The 10,103-nt window shown below is 67.3% G+C and carries 11 protein-coding genes and 1 pseudogene; 8 read left to right on the top strand and 4 right to left on the bottom strand.

Annotated features, from left to right (window positions below; all coding sequences use genetic code 11):
- Both K789_RS0103940 and gdhA read left to right on the top strand, forming a co-directional pair.
- Positions 1 to 107: pseudogene (locus K789_RS0103940) on the top strand (ArsR family transcriptional regulator); the annotation flags it as partial.
- A 142-nt stretch (positions 108 to 249) separates the two neighbouring features.
- Positions 250 to 1,587 (top strand): NADP-specific glutamate dehydrogenase, encoded by a 1,338-nt coding sequence (gene gdhA, locus K789_RS0103935; protein WP_024365620.1) that lies wholly within the window; start codon positions 250 to 252, stop codon positions 1,585 to 1,587.
- Between the two features lie 105 nt (positions 1,588 to 1,692).
- Here the strand turns inward: gdhA and K789_RS0103930 are convergent, their stop codons facing one another.
- Positions 1,693 to 3,021: an alpha-hydroxy acid oxidase gene (locus tag K789_RS0103930; protein ID WP_024365619.1), complete on the bottom strand. Its 1,329-nt coding sequence runs from the start codon at positions 3,019 to 3,021 to the stop codon at positions 1,693 to 1,695.
- A 136-nt stretch (positions 3,022 to 3,157) separates the two neighbouring features.
- Here K789_RS0103930 and K789_RS0103925 point away from each other — a divergent pair, with 136 nt between their 5' ends.
- From K789_RS0103925 to K789_RS24380, 4 genes are all read left to right on the top strand, one after another.
- Positions 3,158 to 3,847: a FadR/GntR family transcriptional regulator gene (locus tag K789_RS0103925; protein ID WP_024365618.1), complete on the top strand. Its 690-nt coding sequence runs from the start codon at positions 3,158 to 3,160 to the stop codon at positions 3,845 to 3,847.
- Between the two features lie 270 nt (positions 3,848 to 4,117).
- Positions 4,118 to 5,230 carry a 3-deoxy-7-phosphoheptulonate synthase gene (locus K789_RS0103920; RefSeq protein ID WP_024365617.1) on the top strand — a complete coding sequence of 371 codons (1,113 nt, stop codon included), beginning with the start codon at positions 4,118 to 4,120 and terminating at the stop codon, positions 5,228 to 5,230.
- 189 nt (positions 5,231 to 5,419) lie between these two features.
- Complete coding sequence (locus K789_RS0103915; RefSeq protein WP_024365616.1) at positions 5,420 to 5,632, top strand: helix-turn-helix domain-containing protein; 213 nt, start codon at positions 5,420 to 5,422, stop codon at positions 5,630 to 5,632.
- 199 nt (positions 5,633 to 5,831) lie between these two features.
- A complete protein-coding gene (locus tag K789_RS24380; protein WP_003792170.1) occupies positions 5,832 to 5,930 on the top strand; it encodes a 30S ribosomal protein bS22 in 99 nt (32 codons plus the stop codon).
- A 249-nt stretch (positions 5,931 to 6,179) separates the two neighbouring features.
- Here the strand turns inward: K789_RS24380 and K789_RS0103910 are convergent, their stop codons facing one another.
- Entirely contained in the window at positions 6,180 to 6,998 is an 819-nt protein-coding gene (locus tag K789_RS0103910; RefSeq protein WP_024365615.1) for an HAD family hydrolase, read from the bottom strand.
- 109 nt (positions 6,999 to 7,107) lie between these two features.
- On the opposite strand from K789_RS0103910, the gene K789_RS0103905 reads away from it, so the two are divergent.
- Together K789_RS0103905 and K789_RS0103900 are read left to right on the top strand one after the other, a co-directional pair.
- Entirely contained in the window at positions 7,108 to 7,368 is a 261-nt protein-coding gene (locus K789_RS0103905; RefSeq protein WP_024365614.1) for a glutaredoxin family protein, read from the top strand.
- Between the two features lie 91 nt (positions 7,369 to 7,459).
- Positions 7,460 to 8,155: a redox-sensing transcriptional repressor Rex gene (locus K789_RS0103900; protein ID WP_024365613.1), complete on the top strand. Its 696-nt coding sequence runs from the start codon at positions 7,460 to 7,462 to the stop codon at positions 8,153 to 8,155.
- 65 nt (positions 8,156 to 8,220) lie between these two features.
- Here K789_RS0103900 and K789_RS0103895 read toward each other — a convergent pair whose 3' ends face one another.
- Positions 8,221 to 9,033: a hypothetical protein gene (locus K789_RS0103895; protein ID WP_024365612.1), complete on the bottom strand. Its 813-nt coding sequence runs from the start codon at positions 9,031 to 9,033 to the stop codon at positions 8,221 to 8,223.
- Between the two features lie 212 nt (positions 9,034 to 9,245).
- On the bottom strand, positions 9,246 to 9,920 hold the full coding sequence (locus tag K789_RS26025) for a hypothetical protein (RefSeq protein WP_237739513.1): 675 nt from the start codon (positions 9,918 to 9,920) through the stop codon (positions 9,246 to 9,248).
- Positions 9,921 to 10,103 lie beyond the last annotated feature (183 nt).

Genomic DNA, 10,103 nt, shown 5'->3' with positions numbered 1-10,103 from the left:
CAGGCGAGGACAAGATGCCCCAGCAGATCGGCCGTACCGTCGGCCGTGCCGCGACCAGGGCCGCTGATCTCCTGGCCAACCTGCCGAAGTTCGGCCGCAAAAAGTAGCAAAACCCCGGGCCCAGGCGTCTGTTCCCGTCACACGGTGGCGCCCACCGGTTCTCGAATAGAAATCCCATCCCGCCCAGTGCAACCATGGAAAGGCTTGTTTGCTGCGCCCGATGAGGGGCGCCAAGGTTGAGGAGTGGCAATGGACGCACGGCTTGAAACCATCCGGGACACGGTTCTGGCACGGAATCTCGGCGAAGGGGAGTTCCACCAGGCAGTCACCGAGGTCTTCGAAAGCCTCGGACCGGTGCACGACCGCCACCCGGAGTTCCTTGAAGGCGCCGTCCTCGAAAGGCTCTGCGAGCCCGAACGGCAGATCATCTTCCGGGTCCCCTGGGTCGACGACGCCGGCCGCTTCCAGATCAACCGCGGCTTCCGGGTGGAGTTCAACTCGGCTTTGGGGCCTTTCAAGGGCGGCCTGCGGTTCCATCCCTCGGTAAACCTGGGCATCGTGAAGTTCCTTGGTTTCGAGCAGATCTTCAAGAATGCCCTCACCGGCATGCCGATCGGGGGCGGCAAGGGCGGCTCCGACTTCGACCCCCGTGGTCGCTCGGACGCCGAGATCATGCGCTTCTGCCAGTCCTTCATGACGGAGCTGTACCGCCACATCGGCGAGTACACGGACGTCCCGGCCGGGGACATCGGGGTCGGCGGCCGCGAAATCGGCTACCTCTTCGGCCAGTACAAGCGGATCACCAACCGCTACGAATCCGGGGTCCTCACCGGCAAGGGCATCTCCTGGGGCGGCTCGCTGGTGCGGCCCGAAGCCACCGGCTACGGCACCGTGATCTTCACCCAGGAAATGCTCAAAACCCGCGGCCAGTCCTTCGACGGCCAGCGCGTGGTGGTCTCGGGCTCCGGCAACGTCGCCATCAACGCGATCGCCAAGGCCCAGGGGCTCGGCGCCACGGTCGTGGCCTGCTCCGATTCCTCCGGCTACATCGTGGACGAGGCCGGAATCGACGTTGGGCTGCTGCGCCAGATCAAGGAGGTCGAGCGCGGCCGGCTCAAGGACTACGAAGCCCGGCGCTCCGCCGTCGCCTATGTGGAGGGCGGCTCCGTCTGGGACATCGACGCCACTGTCGCGCTACCGTGTGCCACCCAGAACGAGCTCGACGGCGACGCTGCCGCCCGGCTGGTCCGCAACGGACTGCTGGCGGTGGGGGAGGGCGCCAACATGCCCTCGACCCGGGAAGCCGTCGCGGTTTTCCAGGAATCCGGCATCCTGTTCGGGCCAGGTAAGGCCGCGAACGCGGGCGGGGTGGCCACGTCGGCGCTGGAAATGCAGCAGAACGCCAGCCGCGATTCCTGGTCCTTCGCGCACACCGAGGAACGGCTCACCGAGATCATGGTCGGCATCCACGACCGCTGCGCCGCGACGGCGGCCGAGTACGGGGACCCGGGGAACTATGTGCTGGGCGCGAACATCGGCGGCTTTGTGAAGGTGGCGGATGCGATGCTCGCCCAGGGACTCATCTAGGACTCACCCCGCGCACCCCGCGCACCCCGCGCGCGCCGAGTCGGCAGTTCGCGGCAATGTTCCGGACGAACACTGCCGCGAACTGCCTGGTCGCGGACCTGCGTGCTACTTCTTGAGCAGCCGCACGTGGTCCGGGGTCAGCTCCGAGATCCGGCTGACGCCCAGCAGGGCCATGGTGCGGAGCATGTCCTTTTCCAGGATCTCGATGGCCCGGTCCACCCCGGCACGTCCGCCGGCCATCAGCCCGTAGAGGTAGGCGCGGCCGATCAGCGTGAAGTCGGCGCCGAGGGCCAGGGCTGCGATGATGTCCGCGCCGCTCATGATGCCGGTGTCCAGGATGATGGCCGCGTCGCTGTTGTCCGCCTTGAGCGCCGCCGAGACCTCCGGGAGCAGGTGGAACGGGATCGGGGCGCGGTCCAGCTGGCGTCCGCCGTGGTTGGACAGCACCACGCCGTCGGCACCGTGGTCCACCACTTTGCGGGCGTCCTCGACGGTCTGGATGCCCTTGACCACGAGCTTGCCTTTCCAGGTGTCCCGCAGCCAGTCGAGGTCCTCGAACGTGAGCGTCGGATCGAACATGGAGTTGATCAGGTCCGCGACGGTTCCGGTGTAGCGCGAAAGCGAGGCGAAGGTCAGCGGCTCGTGGGTGAGGAAGTTGAACCACCACGCCGGCCGGTACGAGGCGTCCAGCACGGTCTTGAGCGTCAAGGCCGGCGGGATGGTCATGCCGTTGCGGACGTCGCGGAGCCTGGCCCCGGCGACGGCGGTGTCCACGGTGACCATGAGGGTGTCGTTGCCGGCCCTGGCCGCGCGCTCGATCAGCTCCAGCGAGCGGTCCCGGTCCGTCCAGAGGTAGAGCTGGAACCAGTTCCGGCCGTCCGGCGCGGCAGCGGCCACGTCCTCGATGGAGGCCGTGCCCATCGTGGAGAGTGTGTACGGGATGCCGGCCGCCGCGGCGGCCTGGGAGCCGGCGTATTCGCCCTCGGACTGCATCATCCGGGTGAAGCCCGTGGGCGCGATGCCCACCGGCAGCCGGGAGGGCTTGCCGAGGATCTGCGTGCCGAGGTCCACGCGGGAGACATCGCGCAGGATGCCGGGGCGGAACTCGATGTCCAGGAATGCCTGGCGGGCCCGGCGCAGCGTGATCTCGGCTTCGGCCGCGCCGTCGGTGTAGTCGAACGGTGCCTGCGGTGTGCGGCGCTTGGCCATGTCCCGGAGGTCCCAGATGGTGCTGGCCTGGCGCAGCCGGGCGGCCCGGCTGAACTCGGGCTTCTTGAACTGCATCAGCGGGGCGAGGTCCGAATACTTGGGGACGCGGCGCTTGAGGGCTGCGGGAATGATCCCCGGGATGGCCGCGGCGGGGCGGCTGCCCGTGCCGGTGTCTTCGGGCTGGGTGGGCGCCTCGGGGTTGCCGGGCTCGATCGTCTGCGTCATTGCTGCCTCCGGGCAGGTCTCGTGTTCCTGGATGTCGGGATCCCCGCGGGGCTGCATCCTAAAACTCAGCCACCGGGGAGTGTGGTCCAACCACAGTCTAGGCGTGTGGTCCAACCACATCAAGTACGATTAACCCATGCGTACCCACCAGCTTGTCCTGCAGTGGATCGAGGGCCAGCTCTCCAGCGGCCAGCTTGCCCTGGGCGGACGGCTTCCGGCCGAGCGGACGCTCGCCGAACAGCTCCAGGTCTCCAGGACGTCCGTCCGCGAGGCCATCCGCGTCCTGGAAGCCATGGGGGTGCTCCGAGCCGGGGTGGGTTCGGGTCCGGAGGCGGGGACGGTCGTCATTGCCGACCCGACCGCGGCCCTGGGTTCCGCGCTTCGGCTGCACGTCGCCACCTCGCACCTGCCCGTCAAGGACATCGTGGAAACACGTGTGCTGCTGGAATCCTGGGCCGCCTCCCGGGCGAGCCCGGAGTCGCCGGCGCTCGCCGAGGCGGCCCGGCTGCTGGAGCAAATGGACACCTGCGCCGAGACGGAGACGTTCCTGGCCCTGGATGTCCGGTTCCACCTGGCGCTGGCGGATGCCGCGGGCAACGCCGTGGTCAGCGCCATGATGGGCTCCCTCCGCGAGGCCATCCAGGACTATGCCGGCCGGCTGACCGGAAACCTCCCCGACTGGGACGCCACAGCGGCGCGGCTCCGTACGGAACACCGGGGGATCCTGGCGGCCATCACCACCCACGACGGAGGCCGCGCGGCGCAGCTGGTGGCCGACCACATCGAGGGCTACTACGCAGAAGCCGGGGTGGGTTCCGGAGCCTGATCCGCCGGCTGATCCTTCAGCTGATCCGCTGGCGAGCGCCGGAATGTTACGACCCGGATTTTGCCGCGACTGCAGTCCCCGGGCTATCGTCGAGCCATGACTAACCGTTGGTATGCGTATTTTTCGTTGGCTCTGGAGGGGCCCGCGTCTAACTGACACGCATCCAACCTTCCTTCAGAGCCAACAGGGCAGAGATCATTCTCTGCCCTTCGCCATTTCCCGGCGGGTTCTGATCAGGGCCCGCTCCGCACTCCGGAACAGGACCCGCACATGAGCATCGAAGCAGCCCCCGAATCCCAGCAGTCCACCTCTAACCTGCGCGTCAGCGAGTTCACCCCGCTGCCGACCCCGCAGGACATCGTCGCGGAACTGCCGCTGGACGCCGGCCTGGCGGACGTAGTGGCCCGCGGCCGGGACGAGGTCCGCGCCATCATGGACGGGGTCGATGACCGCTTGCTCGTCATTGTGGGACCCTGCTCCATCCACGATCCCAAGGCCGGCCTCGAATACGCCCGCCGGCTGGTGAGCCAGGCCCAGAGGCACAAGGAAGACCTGCTGATCGTGATGCGGGCGTACTTCGAAAAGCCCCGCACCACGGTGGGCTGGAAAGGCCTGATCAACGATCCGGGGCTCGACGGCAGCCACGATATCGCCGCCGGGCTGCGCGCCGCGCGCCGGTTCCTGCAGCAGGTCACCGCGCTGGGCCTGCCCGCCGGCACCGAGTTCCTGGAACCCATCAGCCCGCAGTACATGGCGGACCTAGTCTCCTGGGGCGCGATCGGTGCCCGCACCACCGAAAGCCAGATCCACCGCCAGCTGGCGTCGGGCCTGTCCATGCCCATCGGGTTCAAGAACGGGACCGACGGCGACCTGCAGGTCGCGCTCGACGCGTGCAGCGCCGCCGGGGCAGCCCAGGCGTTCCTCGGGATCGACGGCGAGGGCCGGGCCGCCCTGGTCTCCACCGCAGGCAACCCGGACACGCACATCATCCTCCGCGGCGGACGCAAGGGGCCCAACTACTCCGCCCCCGACGTCGAGGCCACCACTGCGAAGCTCGCCGCCAAGCAGCTCAACCCCCGGCTGATCGTTGATGCGAGCCACGCCAACAGCGGCAAGAACCACCATCGGCAGGCTGAAGTCGCCTTCGAAATCGGCGCCCAGCTGGAGGGCGGCGGCACCTCGGCGGGAGCCATCGCCGGCGTCATGCTGGAGAGCTTCCTCGTTGGCGGGGCGCAAAACCTCGATGTCGCCGAGCACGCCGCCGGAACGGACGAGCTCGTCTACGGCCAGAGCGTGACGGACTCCTGCATGGACTGGGATGTCACGGCATCGGTCCTGGCGCAGCTTGCGGACTCCGCGCGCGTCCGCCGGACCCGCGGGTAAGAGGCGCTGCGGTCAGTCGGAGCAGGAGGAAATCCGGCCCGGAGGCCCGCAGATTCCCGCGCACCTCTTTCACATTGGCACCATCAGCCCCTAGAGTATCTAACACATGGTTGTTTGATGGCTCAGCATCGGCACACCGCCATGTCGTTCAGATGGGGCTGCCGTTCGCTTGAGTAAAGGAATAGGGAAATGTCTTCGGAGGCTAACTTCTCCAATGCGCGCTTCTTGACCGTGGCCGAGGTCGCGGATGTGATGCGCGTGTCCAAAATGACCGTGTACCGTCTTGTTCATTCCGGCGAGATGCCGGCTGTCCGTTTCGGCCGCTCCTACCGGGTGCCGGAAACCGCCGTCGAGCAGTACCTCAAGGGTGCTGTTGTCGACGGGCACACGGAAACAGCCTGATTCTCCGCATCTTCTGCGCCGGAATATCAACCTGCAGGCGCCCAGCGCGGCCCGCGGTCGTGGTGTGCCCCCGATAGGCGGTACCCTGTTAAGGAACGTTTTACGTCATTGTAAGAACCTGTCAGTTGTACAGTCTGCTGCTTAGCCCGCGGACCCTTTCCAACAGGCAGGTACTGCATCTAGCCGGTAAGGAACTTTCGTGGGTTCAGTTATTAAGAAGCGTCGCAAGCGTATGGCCAAGAAGAAGCACCGCAAGCTGCTTCGCAAGACGCGCCACCAGCGTCGCAATAAGAAGTAGAAATACTTCACATCATGTGAATGCCCGTTGCCTTCCCGGCAGCGGGCATTTTCTTTGGCTTCACGGCAGGTCTCGACGCGGATGGGGGCGGCGGGCGACGCGCATTCGGACCAGGGACGCGGGGTCGGACAGTTGACTCGCGTTTGGGCCGACGCTACGCGGATCAGGCTAGCGCTTGGCAGGAAGCGTAGCGCTCGGCTGATCGCGTAGCTGAAAGAGGCCGGGCAGGCGGGCTAGGGCGTGGGCGGGTCAGACCGTGGGGCCGCGGAAGCGGGAAAAGCCCCGCCAGAGGCCGTAGATCGCCCCTCCGACGGTCGCGGCCTTGAGCCCGAGGGTTGCCGCGCGCCGTCCGGAACGGAAATCGTAGACCGGCCAGTTGTGATCACGGGCATGCCGGCGGAGCCGGGAGTCGGGGTTGATGGCCACGGGGTGCCCCACCATGCTCAGCAGCGGGATGTCGTTGTGCGAATCGCTGTATGCCCAGCACCGCGCCAGGTCCAGCCCCTCGGCCTCGGCCACTGCAGTGACCGCCACGGCCTTGGCGGGGCCGTGCAGGATCTCGCCGACCAGCCGTCCGGTGTAGGAACCGTCCATTATTTCGCCCACCGTGCCGAGGGCGCCGGTGAGGCCCAGCCTCGTGGAGATCACCGAGGCCACCTCGATCGGTGTGGCCGTCACGAGCCAGACCTTACGGCCCACCCGGAGGTGCTGCTCGGCCAGGGCCTTGGCCCCCGGCCAGATCCGGGACTCAATCATTTCGTCATAAACTTCTTCGCCCAGGGCCTCGATGTCCTCAACGGTGATACCGGACGCGAGCGCCAGGGCGGTGTCGCGGACAGCATGGACATCGTCCATGTTCTCCCCGCGGAGTACGAACATCATCTGCTTCCAGGCCATTCCCGCCGCCTGCGGAATCGTGAACGCCCCGCGCTGGTGCATCTTGCGGGCCACATGGAACAGGCTGGCCCCGCGCATGAGGGTGTTGTCAACGTCGAAGAACGCGGCCTCGCCGTGCTGCGGTGCTGCAACAGGATCCGCGACCACAGCGGCGTACTTCTCTTCGGACATGCCACGAGTCTAGTCAACGCCGGAGCCAGTCCCGTCCCCCCGGGCCGCGGCGGCGCCCGGATGCTGCGGCGCGTCGACGCCGGACGGGCCGCCGGGCTACCGTGGAACCATGCCAAGCCCCGACGTCGTCCTCATCACCAAAGCTGACTGCCACCTCTGCTCGGCGGCGCGCGACGCCGTCGACCGCGTCACAAATAACCTCGGGATCGGCTGGCGGGAGCAACCGGTGGACAACGACGACGAACTGCGGGAACGCTTCGCCGAGGAGATTCCCGTTGTGCTGGTGGACGGTGTCCAGCGGGACTTCTGGAAGATCGACGAAGCCCGGCTGGAGCGGACGCTGCGGCGCGCACTGGACCGGCAGGGCTGACCGGCCGGTGGCAGTCGGTGGCGACTGCTTTGTCCGCCGAACTGCGGGGGCCCTAGAGTGGAAGTCACAACGCGACTCAATGGAGCAGATAGTGACCTCGCTGGACTCATCCCCCGACGCGATGCCGGGGGGATCCGGGACTGCCGCCAAGCAGATTCCGCCCGCGGCCGTGTCCCGGCTGACCATCTATCTGCGCGCCCTTACCACCCTGCTCGCCGAGGGCGTTGACCGGGTCTCGTCCGAGTCCCTGGCCGAGGCCTCGGGCGTCAGTTCTTCGACTCTCCGCAAAGACCTTTCCTACGTCGGCTCCTACGGGACCCGTGGCGTCGGCTACGAAGTGCAGTACCTCAACCGGCACATCGCCGCGGCGTTGGGCCTGACGCACGACTGGAAGGTCGCCATCGTCGGTGCCGGCAACTTGGGCAAGGCGCTGGCCCGGTACGGCGGCTTCGAATCCCGGGGGTTCGACATTGTCGCAATTTTCGACGCCGACCAGATGGTGGTGGGGAGCGAGGTGGGCTGGCTGCGCGTCAGCGATGCTGCCGACCTGGAACCGGTGCTGCAACGGACCGGCGCCAACATGGTGGTGCTCGCCCTGCCGGCCGCCGTGGCGCAGGACGTCTGCGACCGGGTGATTGCCGCCGGCGTGCGGAGCATCCTCAGTTTTGCCCCGGTGATGCTGCAGGTGCCGCCCGGAGTCAACCTGCGCAAGGTGGATATGGCCACCGAACTCCAGATCCTCGCCTATCACGCACAAAGGGCGCAGGACCCGGAGGATGCTGACTAGCTTTCAGTCAGCCCTTCCGGCTCCCACGCCCTCTGCGCTGGTGCCTGGCTACTTGGTGTCGACCGTTAGTACGGTCCGCCCGGCTGCCCGTACGGGTTGGCGAACGGCTGCTGCTTGCTGAAGTACGGCGACGTTGCCGGCAGGTACAGCATCACAATGCCTGCGATGCCGAGGAGAACTGCCAGCGTGCCGAGGCTCAGCGGGTAGAGGCTGAAGATGGACAGGGCAGCGAAGACAGTTCCCAGGATCCGTGCCCAGTTCTTGCCCTTCCGCACGTTCAAGGCAACGAGGGCGTAGAGTCCGGCGCTGATCACAGCGAAGACCACGATGCTCCCGACGAGGGCACCCCTGAGGTCTTCATACCTGATCTCAGCGCCGCTCGCGGCCATCTGCTGTTCGAACATGTCCCGCATGGCGGGGGAATCCAGGGTTCCGATTGCCAGCAGCAGGGAGATGACCCATACCGCGCCGGACGCGACAATGAGCCAAAAGGCTGTGTTGACCAGTTTGGGCATGCCGGACGTGGTCTGCGGCTGCCCCGAGGGGTACTGGGCATAGGGGGACTGGCCGTAGGCGGGCTTGTTGTACTGCGGAGCCTGCTGTCCGTACTGCGGGGCCTGCTGTCCGTACTGGGGGGCCTGCTGGCCGTACTGCGGAGCCTGCTGGCCGTACGGCGGCGCGGACGGGGCCTGGCCGTACTGGGGCGCGGCGGGGGGAGCCTGGCCGTACTGCGGTGCGGAGGGGGGAGCCTGGCCGTACTGCGGTGCGGAGGGCGGCTGCTGGCCGGACTGGGGTGCGTTCTGGCCGTAACGGGGTGCCGGCTGTTCGCCCGGCTCGGGGGAGTCCGGGTTCGACGGCGGTACTGGCGGGATGCTCATGGGCGTTCCTTTGCGTGGCGGTCTGGTTCGGATACCGGAAACAGATTCCTGCCCTGCCCCCAGCATGGTTTACTCCCACCGTACCGCGGGCCGGCGCCCGCGCGGATCATTCCGCAGGAGTATTCTCGGCGAACAAGGGGCGGGTGCCTGATGCTGCACAAGCGCAGGTCAGGCCCGGGTTGAACTTCGATCCGGCGCGGGGCGGGCGCGGATCAGATGCGGCCCCGCAGCGAGGCGAACCATGCCTGGGAGTTGGGCATCCACATCAGCGCTGCGGCCACCAGGCTGATGATAAAGCTCGGCCAGCTGCCTCCGCCCCGTCCCTCCGCCGCGCTGGTGTTGAGGACGGCAAGCAGCAGGGAAATGCCGGCAACTATCGTGAGGGCGAAACGGGCCCACTCGCGGCCCTCCTTCATCTTCATGGCCAGGATGACCTGAGCCGCGGCAAGGGCCAGTGCCACCAGCACCAGCAGGAGCACCACGAATCCCAGGCCCGGAACGACGGCCAGGAGCACAAACGACCCGAAGAGGCCGATCACTCCGCCCAACAAACCCAGCAGTCCGCCGATGAGCCAGATCCAGTAGGACACTTTCAGCTCGGTCGGCAGCCAGGTGACTGTGAACATGCCGGAGAATCCGCCGCGGGGCATGACGTCGTTGAAGTTCTGCGGCCGGTCCGTGGGCAGCTCAAAGCGGAATCCGCCGGGCTGCGGTGCCTGATGGCCGGGTGGCTGGTACCCCGGCGGCGGGGCCTGATAGCCCGGCATCTGGTAGCCCGGCGGGGGCGTGGCTGGCGGCGGCTCGGAACCTGTCGGTGGAACATTGCCCGCCTGCGGGGGCTGGGCACCCGACTGATGCGGTGGAGGTACCTCGTTAGGGTTGCTCATGGCTCTCACTGTAGACCGCGAATGTGCCGGTATCGAGGGAAATTGAGCATGTTGCGGAGCATGTCGGGGTGCCCTCGGGCCCGCCCCTGGACGCGGCCCTGCAAGGCTCCGTGGAAGGCGCATTTTCGGGGCGGAAGCACCTCCCGGTTAAACGCAACACCCCGCACCGTCACACGGACGGGG

It is taken from the genome of Arthrobacter sp. TB 26 (assembly GCF_000427315.1).
Lineage (GTDB): Bacteria > Actinomycetota > Actinomycetes > Actinomycetales > Micrococcaceae > Arthrobacter.
Note: the sequence above shows the minus strand (reverse complement) of the source record. Positions and strands in the feature narration are given on the sequence as shown.

Excerpts from the sequence above, each read along its gene's own strand:
- gdhA (WP_024365620.1), top strand. The coding sequence starts at position 250 with ATGGACGCACGGCTTGAAACCATCCGGGACACGGTTCTGGCACGGAAT.
- K789_RS0103930 (WP_024365619.1), bottom strand. The coding sequence starts at position 3,021 with ATGACGCAGACGATCGAGCCCGGCAACCCCGAGGCGCCCACCCAGCCC.
- K789_RS0103905 (WP_024365614.1), top strand. The coding sequence starts at position 7,108 with ATGCCAAGCCCCGACGTCGTCCTCATCACCAAAGCTGACTGCCACCTC.
- K789_RS0103925 (WP_024365618.1), top strand. The coding sequence starts at position 3,158 with ATGCGTACCCACCAGCTTGTCCTGCAGTGGATCGAGGGCCAGCTCTCC.
- K789_RS0103915 (WP_024365616.1), top strand. The coding sequence starts at position 5,420 with ATGTCTTCGGAGGCTAACTTCTCCAATGCGCGCTTCTTGACCGTGGCC.
- K789_RS0103920 (WP_024365617.1), top strand. The coding sequence starts at position 4,118 with ATGAGCATCGAAGCAGCCCCCGAATCCCAGCAGTCCACCTCTAACCTG.
- K789_RS0103910 (WP_024365615.1), bottom strand. The coding sequence starts at position 6,998 with ATGTCCGAAGAGAAGTACGCCGCTGTGGTCGCGGATCCTGTTGCAGCA.
- K789_RS26025 (WP_237739513.1), bottom strand. The coding sequence starts at position 9,920 with ATGAGCAACCCTAACGAGGTACCTCCACCGCATCAGTCGGGTGCCCAG.
- K789_RS0103895 (WP_024365612.1), bottom strand. The coding sequence starts at position 9,033 with ATGAGCATCCCGCCAGTACCGCCGTCGAACCCGGACTCCCCCGAGCCG.